Origin of the sequence: Microcoleus sp. D2_18a_B4, from assembly GCF_036702475.1 — a bacterium.
Lineage (GTDB): Bacteria > Cyanobacteriota > Cyanobacteriia > Cyanobacteriales > Microcoleaceae > Microcoleus.
The window spans coordinates 69101-86683 of sequence record NZ_JAUBTL010000029.1; the positions used below are offsets into that span (position 1 = coordinate 69101).

The 17583-nt window shown below is 46.4% G+C and carries 12 protein-coding genes; 5 read left to right on the forward strand and 7 right to left on the reverse strand.

Annotated elements, in window-relative coordinates; genetic code table 11:
- Positions 1 to 18: 18 nt before the first annotated feature.
- The 5 genes from QUB04_RS17830 to ribE form a co-directional block, all read right to left on the reverse strand.
- Positions 19 to 1002, reverse strand: coding sequence for a glycosyltransferase (locus tag QUB04_RS17830; RefSeq protein ID WP_333286326.1), 984 nt, complete (start codon positions 1000 to 1002; stop codon positions 19 to 21).
- Positions 1003 to 1062: 60 nt separating this feature from the next.
- Positions 1063 to 2286 carry a glycosyltransferase gene (locus tag QUB04_RS17835; RefSeq protein WP_333286328.1) on the reverse strand — a complete coding sequence of 408 codons (1224 nt, stop codon included), beginning with the start codon at positions 2284 to 2286 and terminating at the stop codon, positions 1063 to 1065.
- 33 nt (positions 2287 to 2319) lie between these two features.
- Positions 2320 to 4116, reverse strand: a complete 1797-nt coding sequence (locus QUB04_RS17840; protein WP_333286330.1) for an ABC transporter ATP-binding protein — start codon at positions 4114 to 4116, stop codon at positions 2320 to 2322.
- On the reverse strand, positions 4091 to 5305 hold the full coding sequence (locus QUB04_RS17845) for a glycosyltransferase family 2 protein (RefSeq protein WP_333286332.1): 1215 nt from the start codon (positions 5303 to 5305) through the stop codon (positions 4091 to 4093). Before QUB04_RS17845 ends, QUB04_RS17840 begins: the two co-directional genes overlap by 26 nt.
- 392 nt (positions 5306 to 5697) lie before the next feature.
- Positions 5698 to 6411, reverse strand: a complete 714-nt coding sequence (gene ribE / locus QUB04_RS17850; RefSeq protein WP_333286334.1) for a riboflavin synthase — start codon at positions 6409 to 6411, stop codon at positions 5698 to 5700.
- Positions 6412 to 7038: 627 nt separating this feature from the next.
- Between ribE and QUB04_RS17855 the strand changes: the two genes are divergently transcribed.
- The 4 genes from QUB04_RS17855 (at position 7039) to QUB04_RS17870 (ending at position 13618) form a co-directional block, all read left to right on the forward strand.
- Entirely contained in the window at positions 7039 to 7545 is a 507-nt protein-coding gene (locus QUB04_RS17855; RefSeq protein ID WP_333026715.1) for a bifunctional nuclease family protein, read from the forward strand.
- Between the two features lie 5 nt (positions 7546 to 7550).
- On the forward strand, positions 7551 to 8681 hold the full coding sequence (locus QUB04_RS17860; RefSeq protein WP_333286336.1) for an aldo/keto reductase: 1131 nt from the start codon (positions 7551 to 7553) through the stop codon (positions 8679 to 8681).
- 820 nt (positions 8682 to 9501) lie between these two features.
- Positions 9502 to 12777 carry a PAS domain-containing sensor histidine kinase gene (locus tag QUB04_RS17865; RefSeq protein WP_333286338.1) on the forward strand — a complete coding sequence of 1092 codons (3276 nt, stop codon included), beginning with the start codon at positions 9502 to 9504 and terminating at the stop codon, positions 12775 to 12777.
- Positions 12778 to 13087: 310 nt separating this feature from the next.
- Positions 13088 to 13618, forward strand: a complete 531-nt coding sequence (locus QUB04_RS17870; protein WP_333286340.1) for a hypothetical protein — start codon at positions 13088 to 13090, stop codon at positions 13616 to 13618.
- Positions 13619 to 13629: 11 nt separating this feature from the next.
- Here the strand turns inward: QUB04_RS17870 and QUB04_RS17875 are convergent, their stop codons facing one another.
- Positions 13630 to 14739 carry an extracellular solute-binding protein gene (locus QUB04_RS17875; protein ID WP_333286342.1) on the reverse strand — a complete coding sequence of 370 codons (1110 nt, stop codon included), beginning with the start codon at positions 14737 to 14739 and terminating at the stop codon, positions 13630 to 13632.
- Between the two features lie 912 nt (positions 14740 to 15651).
- Between QUB04_RS17875 and QUB04_RS17880 the strand changes: the two genes are divergently transcribed.
- On the forward strand, positions 15652 to 16050 hold the full coding sequence (locus QUB04_RS17880; protein ID WP_242715966.1) for a hypothetical protein: 399 nt from the start codon (positions 15652 to 15654) through the stop codon (positions 16048 to 16050).
- Between the two features lie 282 nt (positions 16051 to 16332).
- On the opposite strand, the gene cobT is transcribed toward QUB04_RS17880, so the two are convergent.
- Entirely contained in the window at positions 16333 to 17439 is a 1107-nt protein-coding gene (gene cobT, locus QUB04_RS17885; RefSeq protein ID WP_333286344.1) for a nicotinate mononucleotide-dependent phosphoribosyltransferase CobT, read from the reverse strand.
- Between the last annotated feature and the right edge of the window lie 144 nt (positions 17440 to 17583).

Consider the following 17583-nt stretch of genomic DNA (forward strand, 5'->3'; position numbering starts at 1 on the left):
ATATTATTTATGAGCTGTTTAGCCAGCTAATTTTGCACGCCCCAATAGCAAGCTGCGTTCTTCTGGGCTCATGCGAACCACACGGCTAATTCCGGCCCACTTACCGCGGACAAAACTCCCATTTATCTCCACTTCCGCTGGATTCATCCGCCCCAAAGCTGCTCTTAAAGATTGAATCAGGACATTTTGGGAAGCTTTCACCGCATCGATAATAAATTTCAACAGCCAATCTCGATAAGAACCAGACCAGAGAAGAGAATCGCCCAAAACTTGAGAGGTTCCTAGACCATAGTTAATGTCGATCAAGTATTTTTGAGAAGTACGCCTAGCCGGAATAAAGTGCCTTAACTTACAGTCGGGAGTGTACCACAGATCGTATCCTGCTCCGTAAATCCGCAAAGCGATTTCCACATCTCCCCCTGATATGAGCTTGGTTCCGATGCGATCCTGAAGTAACGGTTTATCGATCCAGCCAGTATGAGCGAGGGCTGCTCTATTCAGAACTAATCCTGCTCCCACTAAACAAGATTTTTTTTGCGGTTCTGTACCGTGTTCTTGTTGTGCGAAGGAGTACCCATAATTCAATACATATTTGGCTGGTAGAGTTTCCCAATCTAAAATTACTCGACCGCCAAAAGCGCCGCAGTCGGGATGAGCTGCTGCAAATCTAACAGCTTGTTCCACCCAATCTTCTGCCAGGAAGCAATCGTCATCTACAAAAGCAATCCAATCAGCAGTTGTATTTTGAACGCCACAGTGGCGGGCATAGGTTAATCCTTGCTGTGTTTCTGATACTGTAGAAAGCTGGGGAATTTTGCCCAACACTCGATATTTTTCGACAATTTTCTGCGTATTATCCGTGCAATTATTATCAACTACTAAAACCCTCCACTCTAGCTTGGGTGAAACTATTTGTTGGGAAATAGCTGAGAGAGCTTTGTCTAAAAGGGGAGCATTGTTATAAGTACAAATAACGATATCAATCGGCGGAAGCTTACTCATATTTAACTGTTCTTTCCTACGTTCAATATGAAACAGATTTCTGAAATAACTCTCGTAATTTTAGGCAAATTGCTGCCTAATTTTTTCAATTAGTTTTAAAGAGCGGGGATATTCCCCAAACAGACCCACAACACCGCCCCACAACTCGGCTAGAATCATGTGGGGAGGCAATACATGGCACCCTCTGACACTTTGTTGCAACTGATTTAACTGATTGGCAAACCACCAGGCTACAAGCCAGCGCAATTTCGAGCGTTGGCTCGGATCGGTCTGATAAGATTTTACGACAAAAGCCATAAAACCTAAACCCCACGTCCAATACTGGCGGCGCAATTTTTCATATTCCCGGCGGTGTTGGTGAAACACCAGATAGCGAGGCTCATAGACGAGGGGATAGCCAGCGCGAACAACTCGATAAAAAATATCTAAATCGCCACCGCCCGGGAGGGGCGCACCTGTATCGAGTGCATCATCAAATCCCCCTAATTGCAGTAAAACATCTCGGCGAAATGCCATATTGCAACCAGCTCCAAATATGCCAGCCCCACAGGGGTATAAGGGATTATACGGCAAGATTTGACCATAGCGGATTTTCTCAAAGCCGCGTCGAAAGCCTCCTCTGCTTTCAAATAAAATTTGGGCTTCAGTCACTAACTCATAAGGCAGCACTAACCCTGTAAAACCGCCAGCATCAGGATTTTCTGCCCAAGCTTCCATCAAGCCTTTCAGCCATTGGCGATCGGGCGTGACATCATCGTCAAGAAAGGCTAATAGTTCGCCAGTCGCCTCCTGCAAGGCGCGATTGCGAGCGAAGTCTAAACCTGGTTTGGGTTCCCGGGCATAGCGAACTCCTGGTAGAGAGTCTACCAATTCCTTCGTTCTTTCATCAGAAGGTGCATTATCAATTACTAACACTTCAAAGTAAAGCTTTTCACCCGAAATAGGTCTTTGCAACTTTAGTAAATGTTGCAGGCACCGCGCCAGGTTGTCCGGCCGATCTTTCGTACAAATTGCTACTGTCAGCGCCGGAAAGGGATCGCCATTTTCGGCAGGAGTTAACTCTTCTCTAATCGCTTCCTGAAGTAACTTAATGCCGACCTCCCGTTCAATCATTTTAGCTAAATCTTCAGGAGAAAGGACGCTCTTGGGAGGAAGAGGCTGCATGATCAAACCAACAGCTTTATCTTTGCGCCGCACAACTAAGGCAATTCCTGTATCCTCCTCAGAAATTTTCAGATTTGGGAGGGGCTGTGTCACTTCAATGTCAAGGATGGGATAAGGCATAAAAAATTCACCAACTTACTCTTAGTTTTATACTTAGTTTTGTACGTTGCGGTGTTGCAAGTGATAAAGCTTGGCGAAGAGGCCGTCGAGTTTCAGCAAATACTGGAGGTTGCCTTGTTCGATCGCCCTGCCATTTTCCATCACAATAATTTTATCGGCATTTTCAATCGTCGATAAGCGGTGAGCAATGACAATGACGGTACGATCCTGGCTGAGCGTATTGAGGGCCTCCTGAATCAAGTTTTCGGCAATACTATCCAGAGCATTCGTTGCTTCATCCAGAATTAGAATATCTGGGTTGCGGACAATCGCGCGAGCGAGGGCAATGCGCTGCCTTTGCCCGCCAGAAAGGCGAACGCCGCGATCGCCCACTTTCGTGTCATACCCTTCCGGCAGTTGGCTAATGAAATCGTGAGCATTGGCAAGTTTTGCAGCGTCAAAAATTTCTGCCTCCGTTGCTTCCAAGCGCCCGTAGGCGATATTATCCTTCACCGTCCCGCTAAAGATGTGGACATCTTGGCTGACAATCGCAATTCCTTTCCGCCAGTCCATTAAATTCAGTTCTTTTAATGAGCAGTCGTCAACATAAATTCCTCCTGACGTTGGCTCGTAAAAGCGGCAGAGGAGGCTGATAATGCTCGATTTTCCCGCACCAGACGGCCCCACTAAAGCAGTAGTTTGGCCGCGTTTAAACTCGACGGAGACATCCTCTATTGCAGGCCTATCTTCTGGGTTGTAAGTTAAGGAAACTGACTCAAAATAGATCGCCTGCTTTAACTTGTCAAAGGAAAGATTACCAGAGCGGATGTAAGGTTTATCAGAAGTGTCTAAAAAAGACATCACCACTTCAGCAGAACTGGCGGTAGAGACTAAACCTAGCCTCGCGACATCTAGCTGTTGCACCTGCGGTTGCAAGCGGTAGAGGATGAATAAAAAAGTCAGCAGCGTTGGCATAGCTGACTGGTTTTGCAGGAGGGCGATCGCCAAAATTGCTAACAGGAGGAGTGCGGAAAAAACTTCATAGAGCGGATTGATGAGCCCTCCCAGCATATCGAGTTGGAAAAAGGTGTTTCGCACCTGCTGGGAAGCGCGATCGAAGCGTTCTTGCTCATAAGGTTCCCGTCCAAAGGAGCGGATGGTTCTCATCCCCCCTAATCCTTCCCACATTCGGACAGCGAGCTGAGAATTGGCGTCTACAGCTTGCTGTGCCAGATGTTTGACTCGGCGCGTCACAAATTGGATGAACTGCGAAATTAGGAAGAGGGATATACTGATAATTAAGGTGAGTTGCCAAGAGATGAGTAGCAACAGTGTTGCCAGGACAGTAATCGTACAAGCATACGTAATCAAGTTAACAAACAAACTCAAAGCTTTGCTAGTCTGCCAACTCTCTGTCGCCAAAATATTCATAATCTTTCCAGATTCGCTGCGTTCTAAGAAAGAGTAGCTAACGGTTAAAGTTTGGTTGAAAATTTGGCAGCGCAATCGGTTGCTAATTCGCGAATTTAACCAAGCAAAAAGCAGAGAATTACTATAGACAATCAGGTTTTTGATGAGGATACTGACTAAAATACAAAATGGGATGATTAAGACGCGGTAGCCAGCAGGGACACCAGCGAATATCTTGTTCAGAGAATCAATGAAAGAATTGCCAGTTATAGCCTGAGTTTGTTCTTGCTGTAAAGTTTGCAAAAAGGGAATGAATAAGCTAATGCCAAAGCCGTCGGAAAGGGAAGCAAGCATACCCAAGGAAATCATTGCCGGGATTGCCCAAGGATAAAGCTTGAGGAGGGGTAGCAGAGTTCTAATAGCCTGAATCTCTTTTTTCATAAGACAACTCTGCCTTTGTCGGTGGCGTGGCGCTAATTTTTACTTGAGGGAGCGTGTCAATATTTGGTTGATTTCGCTTGACAAGGAGGGAAATTGAGCGGTGAAAAATGTTCCCTATCGTTACCATTAATTTGATCTTTTTGCGCCGGATCTCTACCAACACCTCCCGGCCGATCGGTTGGTTCTCAGAGGATGGCGTATCTTCTACTCTCACAGGTGCATCGAGAGCATCCTGATGTTTCCCAGACTGGGATAATAGGTTTAAAAGGCTCTTTCCCAATACTATGTAAAAGCCAGAACGCAATAAGGGTGAGATGCACTCAGTTTTTAAAGCTTGGAATAACCAAAAGAGCGCGGTGCGATCGCGGCCGTTGCGGCTGCTTTGGTTCGCTAAGTACAGCAAAAAATTACTGGTAGATAATCGGTGCAGGAAATCGGGAATTTCGGGATGCCGTTGCTTGGCAGCTTGCAGCATCAAAGATTGAGAATTCGCCATTGTCGTATAGTTGGTAGACATAGTGTTATACATTCTGCGATAGCCAATGGAAAATTCCGGCACGGCTCGAAATTGATAAAGCTCTGCTATCCGCAGGTATAAGTCCCAGTCTTCACAGCCTTGAGCATTCCTTTCCTTCAATGTCTTGTCATAAACCCCCACCTTTTCCAAACAACTGCGACGCATCATAGAAGCACTCGCGTTTCCTATAAAGTTGTGGCAGATTAAGGTGGCGTACACGTCACCTTCAATTCTAAAAGACCGAAATCCTCCTGTTAGCAATCCTTTTTCATCTAAGTCTACTGTCCACGAATAGACCACCCCTACTTCTTCCCCTCCCTCCAACATACATTCAACTTGTTTTTCTATGTTTTCCGGATACCAAATATCATCTGCATCAATGGGGGCAATATATTCTCCTCTCGACTTCTGAATTCCTAAGTTGCGAGCAGCAGCAACTCCAGCATTTTGCTGTTTCAGAAGCTGGACGCGAGAATCTTTTTGGCTGATTTTTTCGACAATTTCAGGGGTTCGATCCTGGGAACCGTCATCGACGACTAAAACTTCAATTGCTGGATAAGTTTGAGCGAGAACAGATTTCAGAGTTTCTTCAATAAATGGTTCAGCGTTGTATGCAGGGATAATGACTGAGACGAGAGGAAAATGGGGGGATTTTTGAGAATCTGGCTGCATTGGTTTTTAACAAGGTTTTTCAATTTTTTTTTCTTTGTAGATTGGCAGCTCTACCTTACACTCGTCGCAGTCAGGACTTACACAGTCGGTGGAAGAGATAGCCAAGAAACCCCTAATAAAAATTGTACCGCCTTCTCTGTTCAATGTCAATGGTATATAGCACGTATCAATGAGTTGTGCAAAGCAAGAGAATGGTGATAAGCTGCTACGCATTTAAATTGAATCCAGAGACGGGCTCTCCTGCCCGTTCCACAATAATTATAGAAAAATTGACTGTCAAATTAGGTGTACAACAGCTTAGACTACAACTAAAAGTTATATTCTAAATGATAAAAAGATGCTACCCGGCCCACAGCTACTTCGCTCAGCAATGATTTTTATTGTTTCATTGATTACATAAATCCGTGTTCTGCTAAGAATTCGGGTGTAATTGTTCCTAAACTGTTGATTGCCGGGGTTTCTTCCCAAGGTTCGGGATGGGATTTTGAGCCGCTGCGGAGAAATTTGGCGACATACTTGCCCAGAATATCTGCTTCTAAGTTTACTAAACTTCCTGGTTGCAAATAGCTGAGGTTTGTCTCACCAAAACTGTGGGGAATGACAGCAACTTCAAACCAATTGCCGTCAGCATCGCAATCTGCCACGGTTAAGCTGATGCCGTTGACGGCGATGCTCCCCTTGGAAACGATGTAAGGTGCGATTTGACGTTGCCATCCCGAATTTGCTACAGGTGGGGCAGTAAACCGCATATCCCAAGCGTTGGCGGTTTGGGTTGATGTCGCTAAAGTGCCGATCGCATCTACGTGCCCCGTCACAAAATGTCCCCCCAATTTGCTACCGGCGCGCAGGGAGGTTTCTAGGTTCACCACAGCATCGGGGAATGAGCCCAGAGTAGTGCGCCGGAGAGTTTCTGGAGAAGCGACGGCGACAAAACCTTGCGGCAGAACTTCCACTACCGTCAAACAGACTCCATCCACGGCTACGCTGTCCCCAATGGCTAAATCTTGTAAAATTAGGTACGAGTTGTTTGAGGTGCAGGAAATTTGGAAATAATCGTTGCCTAGCGACTTCAGCTTTCCGAGAGATTGAATTAGTCCTGTAAACATAAGTATTTTTCCTTAGTCGATCGCCTATTTACATCAAACCACAGTCACAAACCAGATGCAGGAGCTTTTTCTATCCCCCCTATCCCTCTTTGTCAATTCTTTAATTTAAAATCGACAGTCCCCGATCAGTTGCAGATTCAGGCGAAGATCGAGTCATACTGGATTTAGGTCATCTTTATGTCCGAGTTTTCTACCGCCTTGCAGTTTCTTAATTCTGTCAGTAACCCAGCCCTAAAACCAGGGACTGAGCTTGTAAGAGCAATCGAAGCAAGCTGTGCTGACGGGCCTCAGCCTTAACTGGCTACGTTATTTGAGTCACGACACTCCTTGAATGCGACGCTAGTTTTGGGCTCTGTCATTTGCAATTAAACAGTCTTAAGGTCACGCTCGACAGTGTTGCAAGTCTAACAAGCTCTCATAACATTGACCGACAAGCGAACATTACCCCGAAAGGGAGCCGGAGACAACCATATCTCCAAAGAGGGGCAACCATACCCCTCTACCCCCGAAAGGGGAAAGGGGATTCAAGGTGGTGCTCACTGAGCGTAGTCGAATGTGTTGAAACCGCCCATGTTGTTTCCCTCTCAGGACTAAAGTCTCTGAGTTTCCCACTTACCGAGCATTTTTATGATTGAAATGAAAGTCGCTGGAATTGCCTTAGATGCAGCCACGCGCAGTCCTATTGTCCTATTGAGAGACGCTACTGAGCGACGGGCTTTGCCTATTTATATCGGTCAGGAGCAAGCAAAGGCTATTATTAGCGCGATCGAAGGCCACAAGCCTCCTCGGCCCTTAACTCACGATCTGATGGTCAATTTTTTAGAGGCATGGAGCCTTACCTTGGAGCGCATAGTTATTCACTCGCTGCAAGATAACACGTTCTATGCCGTGCTGATCGTCCGTCAGGGAGAAGTTAAAAAAGAGATCGATGCCCGACCTAGCGACGCGATCGCCCTAGCCTTGCGAACGAATAGCCCCATCTGGGTGATGGAAGAAGTCGTCGCCGATGCTTCGATACCAGTCGATCGAGATGCTGATGAGGCAGAACGCCGGGCCTTCCGGGAATTTATCTCAAACCTCCGTCCAGAGGATTTGATTAAGAGAAGTGGCTTCAGCCCGGGCGAAACTTCCTAAACTTTATGCGCTATCGACGGTTTGGCAAAACGGAGTTGCACCTGTCCGTATTTTCCTTGGGAACCATGCGCTATTTGGCTTCTGAGGAAACTGCCTGTCAGACTGTACAACAGGCAGTGTCTCAGGGAATCAATCACCTGGAAACGGCTGCAGGTTACGGTTGCAGCGAGGAATATCTTGGCGCGGCCCTTTCGGCTGGTTTGTCTGTCGATCGATCGCGCCTCCACGTCACTACAAAAATTTCCCCAACCGAGGATGCAGCAGCAATGGAACGCTGCATCGACGCATCCCTCAAACGCCTGAAATTAGACTATATCGATTGTCTGGCAATTCACGGTTTGAATACTTGGGAACATTTGGCGATTGTGCGAGATCCCACAGGCTGCATGGAAGCTGTACGCAAAGCCCTGGCTGATGGGATCATTAGGCACGTCGGCTTTTCGACTCACGGGCCTCTGGATCTGATTTTGGCTGCAATCAATACAGATTTGTTTGAATTTGTCAATCTGCATTATTACTATTTTTTTCAGCGCAACGCCCCGGCAATTGAACTCGCCAAAGACAAAGATATGGGCGTTTTCATCATTTCCCCGGCAGATAAAGGAGGGCAACTCTACACGCCCCCGGAAACTCTCGCACAATTGTGCTCGCCTTTGTCGCCCTTAGAGTTAAACTATCGGTTTTTACTTAGCGATACTAGGATTGGGACTTTGAGTGTGGGCCCTGCAAATGCCACAGAATTAGAGCAACCCCTGAAATATTGCGATCGCGACTTTCCCCTCACCAACGCCGAAATCGCTGCGTTCGATCGGCTAGAATCGGTTATTGCAGCAACTTTGAAAACCGACAAATGCAGCCAGTGCTATGCCTGTTTGCCTTGCCCGGAAAACATCAACATTCCCGAAGTATTGCGACTCCGCAATCTCGCCGTCGGGTGCGACATGACTGACTTTGGCAAATACCGCTATGCCATGTTTGAAAATGCCGGACACTGGTTTCCCGGCAGCAAAGGCAACCGCTGCACCGATTGCGGCGAATGTTTGCCCCGGTGTCCCGAAGAGTTAGACATCCCAACCTTGCTCAAAGATACTCACCAGCGACTTGGTGGCAAAGCAGGCAGGCGGTTGTGGGATTGAAAAAAAGGTAAAGCAGGGAAAAGGCGATCGAGCGTATCTAACTGTTGCAATAATTACGCTAAACTTTGGTTTAACCTGAAATCTTCCACCATTCTCGCTTAACAGGCTTTCCGGCCTGTTCCACAAAGAATTAATTTCTTGTGGGGAGTAGGGGTTGGGCAGGAGAGCCCGCCCCTAAAAACCTTATTGAGAATGGTGCAACATTTCAGTTTAACTGAATTTACGATACAGTCGATCGATAAACTACTTCGTTTTACGACTGTACGCGGGAGCATCCTGATTTTGCAAAAAGCCTTTTTAAGGAGTGCGAATATCTTGCACAGCAAAGCCTACATCTAACCGCGAACACTCCTGTGAAAGCACTCATTTGGATGCTCCCAACACACTTTAAATAGGAGCCGACAGTATTATATGTAAAAACAACTAAATAACACAATCTAATTAACAGCGAGAAACCTATTTTTTTGAGAATACCCCAGTCATTTTCTTGCTTGGTTGGCGGCGGCGAGAGGCAACAATTTTATGATGAGTGATTAACCGAACTCGATATAAAACAATACCCTTGGGTTAAGCCCGATCCCCCCTAGCCAAGGGCGGGCACGGGGAGTAGGGGTCGCACCGCCCCTAGGTCGGGGGGGACAAGAACTTACTCAAAGTCAACCCCTACTCCCCAACAATCAGGGGGATTTAGGGGGAGATGCGAGGAATAAACAGTTTTAACCCAAGCGTATTGCGATATAAAATCTAAAATCGTTCAACTGAGCGCTCACGCCAAAGTCTAAAATCTAAAATCTAAAATCTAAAATCTAAAATTGATTGCTTGTCATCTACAACCGATCCCGCATCTACTACTATGGCTCATACTCAGTTAAACGACAGCCAGCCAAATTGTCTGCAGCAAACTAAAGTTGCGACTTCCGAAAGAAGATTGAAAGCAGCTTTCAAGCCGTGTACTTACAACTTAACTGTTACCAGAAAACAGCTAATCGGACTGCTGACTTTACAAACAATCTTGCCCGTCGGACTAACGGCAGCAGCACTTTGGCTAACATCGGCAGTTGGAAGCAATCAACTGCAAAATCAAGCTAAATCTGAACTGAGCCTTAGTGAAATTAACTACAATCTACCACTCGATCGCGCCACAGACCGTTTGCAAAACTCTTCTGACAGCAAAACGATCGCCCAAATAGCCTTAGCTTACAACAGCGCCAAAAAAGTATCATATTTGCAAAAATCTGTCAAGAAAATTCTAGAAAATCAAGTCAAAACAGGGGAAATAGACAGCGCGGCATTAGTTGGAAAAAACAGGCAGATAGTGGTTAGCGTCAACTCTAACCAGAAGGGAAAAAGTTTTAACCTGCAAAAAATAGTCGATCGAGTATTCGCTACAAAAGAGCCAATTACCGCCAGCGAAATCATTGCTAAATCGGAAGTTCAGAAACAATTGGGATCTTTGCCGGCCGGAAAGGGATCTCGCCCTGTTCTCCTCCACTACGCAGCAATTCCCATAAAAGATCCCAAAAATCAGACAGTGATTGCGGCCTTAGTATTAGGAGAAATTATCAGCAAAACTTCGGCAGTTGCTAGCACCGAAACCCTCAAATTACAGGGGGGCGGATATCAGGCTATCTACGCACCGCTGGCTGACGGCAAATTTGTCTTGGCAAGTTCGCAAACATTTACAAAAAACCAACAGTTACCAGACTTGCTGGCAGAGAAATCGCTGCTGAAATCAGCAGTCGCAGCCGCCGGCAAACCAGTCACCGGAAACGTACAAACAGGCAGTCAAACTTATGCAGTAGCTGCCAAATCCCTTGGCAATTTAGCGGGAAAACCCGCAGCAATTTTAGTGCGATTCATCCCCAAAACATCAATAGAAACTTGGTGGGGCAACAACTGGCTGCTGGCAATGTCTGCGGCTGCCATTGCCCCCTTCGCCTTGGGAGTTGCCGTCACTCGCCGGATTGCCAAACCCGCTAACTCAGATTTATCAACAGCAGACGGGAATTGGGCATTTAACTCCAGCGCCGAACCGCCACAGCGATCGCGGACATTTGATATAATTTATGACAATTTAAATTTCGGCGAATTCCCCGATTTATTCCCTAAAAAATCGAGTTTAGATGGTCAATTAGCCGTAGATTTTCGATATAATAAAAAATTGGCGGGCGATCCTCTTCGAGGGCTTCGCCAACGCCCGATCGCAAATCCCCACATCCCGCTCGTTTTCCAACCCCTAGAATTGCCCGAAAACTCCGTCTCAAACCAGTCGCGGCAGGTAAATACAGAATTAGAAAAAAGCGCGATCGCCTTAAATCAAGTCCAGGAAGCTTGGCAAGACTTAAATCGCCTCAACTGGGAATTGCAGCCAGAAATACTCGATCGCCAAAACACTCAAAAAGCCCTGCGAAAGAGCGAAGCACTACTGCAAGCGATTTTAGACAACTCAACAGCAGTAATTTACATCAAAGACCTTGACGGAAAATACCTGCTCACCAACCGCCATTTTGACAATTTGTTCGACATCGCAAAAGAGCAAATAACAGGGAAAACCGACGACGATATTTTTCCCCAAGACTCTTCAGCAGCCCTGCGAGAAAATGACCTGAAAGTTCTCGAATCCTCCTCGCCCCTAACCCTCGAAGAAATCATCCCTCAAGACGACGGCCCGCACACTTATATTTCTCTGAAATTTCCCCTCTGCAACTCCAAAGGTAAAGCTTATGCAGTCGGTACAATTTCTACAGATGTGAGCGATCGCAAACTTGCCGAACGCACCCTAGAAAAAGCCAAAGCAGAACTAGAAATAGAAGTCGAACAGCGCACCCTATTCCTCAAACAAGCCAACGAACTCTTGCGGTTTGAACTCGCCGCCAGAGTCCGCGGCGCCATCACAGTCAGACAAATGACGGCTCAGGTAGCCCGACACGCCAGAACTGTTGACGGCATTCTCGGCGCTTCTCTTGACCTAATTTTTCTAGTAGATCGATCGGGAAAATACACCTATGTCAGTCGCACCGCCGCTCAAGCTGCCGGCATGAACCCCAGAGAAATGATTGGCAAAACCTGGCAGGAATTAGGCTGGCCACCAACAATTATGCAGCGGGTTCACCAAGAATGCGACGGCATATTTGCCACAGCCGAACCCGTGAAAGGCGAAGTAATTGTCCCCACGGCAAACTGGGGAACCCGCGACTACGAGTACATTCTCAGCCCGGTTTGTGCGACAGACGGCAGCGTCGAAGCCGTGGTGGCGACACTGCGGGATATCACCGAACGCAAAGACGCGGAGGAAGCATGGCAGTTGGCTAAAGAAGCTGCAGAACTCGCCAACCGCGCCAAGAGTGCTTTTCTGGCAAACATGAGCCACGAGTTACGCACTCCCCTGAACGCGATTATCGGCTACAGCGATATGCTAGCGGAAGATGCCGAAGAGTTAGGCAACTTACACGTAGTCTCCGATTTAGACAAAATTCGCACTGCTGGCAAACACTTGCTGCGGCTTATAGAGGACATTCTCGACATCTCCAAAATTGAAGCTGACAAGATGGAGATTTACCTCGAAAGCTTCGATGTTGGAGGTTTAATCGAGGAGGTGGTAACAACTATCAAACCGCTAATGGATAAAAACGGCAATACTTTGCAAGTATTGAGTTCTGACAATATCGGCGCGATGCACGGCGATTTGATGAAAGTGCGGCAGGTAATGCTGAATTTGCTCAGCAATGCTGCTAAATTTTCTGCTAATGGGACGATCGTGCTTACTGTCGAAAGAATTACCAGTGAAGAATTAAAAAATAAATATCAACCGAGAGTTGCTCAAATGTTAATTTTGGATGCAGACTTTTTAATTTTCCGCGTGACGGACACGGGCATCGGCATGACACCAGAACAGCAAGAGCGACTGTTCCAACCTTTTACTCAAGCTGACGATTCAACTACTCGCAAGTACGGGGGTACTGGTTTGGGACTGGCTATCAGCCAGCGTTTTTGTCAGATGATGGGCGGCGATATTGAAGTTACTAGCGAGTTAGATTGCGGCTCTACTTTTGCTGTGTGTCTGCCTGCTTCATTGTTTAAACGATCGGAATTTTAACATGACTGTAGGGGCGGGTTTTACCAATAATAAAAGCAAAAAAAACAATCTAATAAACCCGCCCCCACACAACAAAAAATCGCAATGTACATCTTTTGCATATTAACTTGTTCCCAGGCTCCAGCCTGGGAACCTAAATCTAGAGGCTCTGCCTCGCTTGGAAACATGGAGGCAGAGCCTCCGGATCTGCGTTACTAGGCTCCAGCCTAGTAACGAGGAATTTAAAATTATCTGCGTTTATCCGTGTTTATCTGCCTTACATCTGCGGTTTCTGTATCAATGAATGATTTATGCAATCTTGTCTAATAATATGATGAATTACCCCAAAATGCGCCACGAAACTCAAGTTTCTAGCCGCAAACACGGCATTTTGACCAAAAGTTTATTTTTGTTCCCGATCGCCTGTTATGCGTGCCTCGGAGCGTTGCTGTGGGGACAATCTGCGGCATTTTCCCAGCAGCCTGCTTGCCCGACTGGCAGCGCTGCTAATTTCCCGTCGCCCCCGCTTTCGCAAACCGAAAAAAGCGTGCCGAGTCTGTGGTTAGCTCACAAACTATTTGGCGGCAAATTGCTCGATCGCTGGTTTGTAGATCCCGGCAATACTTGGGTAATTCTCATAGTCAATCGCCAACTTTGGAGTTTGCTCGATTATATGGAACGCTATCAGTTTGTTAACCGCTTTGGCACTGTCGCCAATGATTATGGTTACAATGTGCGAGTTTGCAACCGTCAAGGCACTGCTTTGGCAGTTTATTCGTGCAAGGGCGATCGGCTTAGCTGTCGCATTGATTTAGAATCTCTCTCAAATCCGGGTATTCGAGGAAGGGTGAAAGGATTTTAGCACTCTAGATTTTAACTTCTCACTACTTGCCTAGTTTCTTGCCAGAGCGATCGATATTGGGCAATCCCCGCATCCCCAAAAGGCAGCAGAAAGTCGCTAGCAGCAAGAATCTTAGCATCCGGCAACAACACAGAATTAGTGCGAACAGCTTCCGGCAAATCTTCGGGTTTCATGCCGACAATTATCGGCGAACTAGCCTTAGCCAGCAAAGATAATTGAGGAGCAACCCGAGGTTGTAAGCAAAAATCAATCCATTTTTCCACTAAAGAAACTGGATTCCCTGATGCTGGTTGTACCCACAAATCCGTCCAAAGTGCAGTTCCCGAAACCGGAACTACTAAAGCAATATCCTTTTGAGTTTGCAGCAGCGGCAGCAAGTCCCCAGAGGAACCTACTGCCAACCAAGTATCGCCTAAAATTAATGGTTGCAGGTAAGCGTCAGAACTATAAACTTTAACTTGTTGGTGCAAATTTGCGAGTTCTTTTTTGAGATTGGGGACTTTATCTAATTGCTGCGTATTGTAAGATTTCCCTAGTTTTTTTAATGTTAAACCGATAACTTCTCTAGCACTGTCGGGCAGAGAAATTAGATCGCGCAATTCCGCTCGCCACAAGTCTTTCCAATCTGTCGGAGTCCACCCCAAAGCCTTAAATTTGTCGGTTCGATAGGCAATTACCGTACTTCCCCAGCGGTAAGGTGCAGCCCACACTTTACCTTGAGGATCTAATTTACCCTCATCGTTGCGCCTGACGAGTTTTTGCCATCTTTCAGGCAATTGTGGCCAATTAGCAAACTTAGCAGGATCGATCGGCTTAATCAATTTTTGCCTAATTGCCAAAGTCAGCCAGTAATCTCCCAACATCACCAAGTTAGCTTGATTTTTTGATTCGGGAACCCGTTTCCACTCCTGCAACAGGGCGAATAATTCTTTTAATTCTGCTTCTTGCCTTACCTGCAAAAGCGGAGACGGTTGTACATCGCGGCTAAATTTGCTTACCAGTTGGGCCGGAATACCGTTTTTGAGCGATCGAATTTTGAGAATGGGCTTCGAGTCGCACCCTGCCGCCAATTGACTTAAAGTTAGGGTGGCGGCCCCCAATAGCAAAGACCTTCGTTTCACCTGTCAATCCGCTTTTCTAAATATTGACCGATCGTTTTGTGTTCTACAGCCGGGGAAATAATTGTTTGTCGAGTCCGGTAGTTGGCGCCGATTTGTCTTATTTCTTTTTCAAACACAGAGCCATTGTACTCGGTTCTGCTGCGCTGTGAGTCTGTTTGAGTCTTGCCCTGATTTTACCTTCTACCTGGTCGATCGAGCTTTCCGATGCGGAAAACTCCCTCAACTTAACGCCTAATTTCTCTGCGAAAAGTTACTTTGAGCCAGTTGTGCTCGCCAGCCGGGTCGATCGGCTGCATCTGTGTTACATTTTTTAATATAACGAAACAACGAGAGCGCTGCCATCTGCCGTTGGATGACGCTTTTTACAAAACCGAAGTGAAAAATCCTTTTTAAATCGGCGACAGCTTAATAAATAAAAAAACTAAAAATCCCTTCATCTCATATGTTGCACCATTCTCAATTAGCCTTTTAGCAACAGGCTTTCCGGCCTGTTCCACAAGAAAATTTATGTTTTGTGGAACGGGCCGGAGAACCCGTTCTTGAGAATGGTGCAAGATGTGAGTTCATCTGAATCCTGAAAGCACTGGCGAGAGCGAAGTCAATCTAATAGGACGCTCTGCGATCCGACTCTCATAAACCAGATTTTTTAACCCTGATTGAAGGTTTGAACGAAGTATGGGGGTTAACCAACCCGGTTCCTGTGTCCAAGACTATCTAAAACCTAAAATCTAAAATCTACAATCGACCCACGAATGCCGATCGATTATCTTCAAGCTGGCTCCCTAAATCTACCGTCAGGATTGGGAACACAACAATTAAGTCAAAAATTAAATAATTTAGTGATAAATCCAAGTTATGTAAAGATTTACCTAAAATGTAAAGATATTAAGTTACGAGCCAAAGGATGATTGTATGGAAGCGCTCCGCCAGCAAGTTACAGTATTGAGCCAACAAGTCGAGGCCCTCTACAAACTCATAGAAAACCTCAATGAAAAGCTCTTGGAGTCGGCAAAGGAGACGAAGCTGACCCAGCAACAGAGAAACGATCGCTCTGGAACGCTAGGAAATGACCAAACCTCGCCCTATCAAAGCTACAGCAGTCTCGATGGCCTCCTCGAACACAAAGACATACTGTTAGATGACAGCTACTTCGACAAGAATTCTCAAAGCCTGGAAAAAGAGCTGAGTGCAGAGATTCAAATCCAGCGCTTAACAGCTCAGCTAACAGCAGCTTACAATCGAATTGCTGCCTTGGAAGAACAGTTGCTCTCCAAAAGAATGCACTCGCAACATCTAGGCGGGCCTAATTAAATATTGCTAGCGGGGATCGGGTAGTAATTCAAAAAAAATACAAGTTGCGTTGATTTATGCTCGTCTACTTATAGATTCATTGCATAGAGTTTTTTATCTCCCGCAATTAGCAGGGGGAATACTGCATCAAAGGGAGATATTGTGTAGAAATAGGAAGGCTATTTCTTTGGTGAACAAGATTTTTTTACAAACCGCAGAGGGCGCAGAGGACGCAGAGAGAGAGAAGAAAGAGAAGAAAGAGAGAAGTTCACAAATCTGGCATCGATTCTTATAACTATCTACTTAATGTTTAATGTCACAGCGCGAGGCTAAAGCTTCAACAGCGTGGAGGAGTTGAGGGGGAGTCCAATTTGCAGCCAAGCCACTGGCGATCGCACAGGCTCCCGCACCGACCCCTTCTTTAACATAGCCGCGATCGTAAGCTTGCAGTTGCCCGTAGCGAGATCCAGCAAAACTTAGCTGCGCGGCTAACAGAGGCACACCGCCGATATCATTAGCAAGTCCTACAGTGTCTCCTGTAGGGTCTTCGGCCACCCAGCGCGTAGTCCCCACCGCAACTTGTTCGGGACGCCATAGTAGAGCATATTCACGGGCTAAGGCTTGCATCAAAGCGTACACTGCCAGCATTTGCGTACCCCCGGCCAGAAGCACCCCGCAAGTCCGACTCGCGGCGATCGCCATTGCCGCCACCGCTATTTGCATCGGATCGCCCACCGCCGCTACCAATTCCAGGGGAGTGCTGTTTTGTCCGTTAATTTCCCACTCGGCATTATTGAGTCCCGCTGTCACCGCAGCCAATTTTTGAGCGTGATTGCAGCGAGGATGAGAACTATTAACTTTGCCCGCCGCTGCAATACCCAAACCCATTAACACGCCCAAAGCAGTAGTCGTTCCCCCAACTACGCACTCCCCTAAAATTAAATAGCTGCCATTAGTTTGAGCAGCCAATTTAGCTCCCCAAATTAATCCTTGTTCGAGCAAATGTTTGACTGTTTCGAGTTCTAAAGCATTCCCAGAAATCAAACACTTTGCCGGAGTGCCGCCCAAATCAATTGCAGGTACGGGAGGCGGGATGGGCAAACCAGCATTAAATAGGTAAAGGGGAAGTTCCAAAGCTTCGACTACAGCGCGAGATATCAGTACCGGCGAGGCACCCGCTTCTAGCGGCGGCAAAGGATATTGGGGCGACGGTTGGGGGCCGTTATACAAAAATTCTGCATCGGCTAAACAAGTAAATTGTCGATCGTGCGGGGTTGCTCCTGCTGCTGAAATCCCCGGAATTAAGCCAGTAGCGGTAAATCCTAACACGCAGGCAAATATCGGTTTTCGTCCCCGATAGCGATCGAGCCACCGCTGCCCCTGTTCAATTTTTGTATAAATACCAATCATAGTTAGTCATTAGTCATTAGTCATTAGTCATTAGTCATTAGTCATTAGTCATTAGTCATTAGTCATTAGTCATTAGTCATTAGTCATTAGTCATTAGTCATTAGTCATTAGTCATTAGTCATTAGTCATTAGTCATTAGTCATT

Excerpts from the sequence above, each read along its gene's own strand:
- QUB04_RS17830 (WP_333286326.1), bottom strand. The coding sequence starts at position 1,002 with ATGAGTAAGCTTCCGCCGATTGATATCGTTATTTGTACTTATAACAAT.
- QUB04_RS17835 (WP_333286328.1), bottom strand. The coding sequence starts at position 2,286 with ATGCCTTATCCCATCCTTGACATTGAAGTGACACAGCCCCTCCCAAAT.
- QUB04_RS17840 (WP_333286330.1), bottom strand. The coding sequence starts at position 4,116 with ATGAAAAAAGAGATTCAGGCTATTAGAACTCTGCTACCCCTCCTCAAG.
- QUB04_RS17845 (WP_333286332.1), bottom strand. The coding sequence starts at position 5,305 with ATGCAGCCAGATTCTCAAAAATCCCCCCATTTTCCTCTCGTCTCAGTC.
- ribE (WP_333286334.1), bottom strand. The coding sequence starts at position 6,411 with ATGTTTACAGGACTAATTCAATCTCTCGGAAAGCTGAAGTCGCTAGGC.
- QUB04_RS17855 (WP_333026715.1), top strand. The coding sequence starts at position 7,039 with ATGATTGAAATGAAAGTCGCTGGAATTGCCTTAGATGCAGCCACGCGC.
- QUB04_RS17860 (WP_333286336.1), top strand. The coding sequence starts at position 7,551 with ATGCGCTATCGACGGTTTGGCAAAACGGAGTTGCACCTGTCCGTATTT.
- QUB04_RS17870 (WP_333286340.1), top strand. The coding sequence starts at position 13,088 with ATGATGAATTACCCCAAAATGCGCCACGAAACTCAAGTTTCTAGCCGC.
- QUB04_RS17880 (WP_242715966.1), top strand. The coding sequence starts at position 15,652 with ATGGAAGCGCTCCGCCAGCAAGTTACAGTATTGAGCCAACAAGTCGAG.
- cobT (WP_333286344.1), bottom strand. The coding sequence starts at position 17,439 with ATGATTGGTATTTATACAAAAATTGAACAGGGGCAGCGGTGGCTCGAT.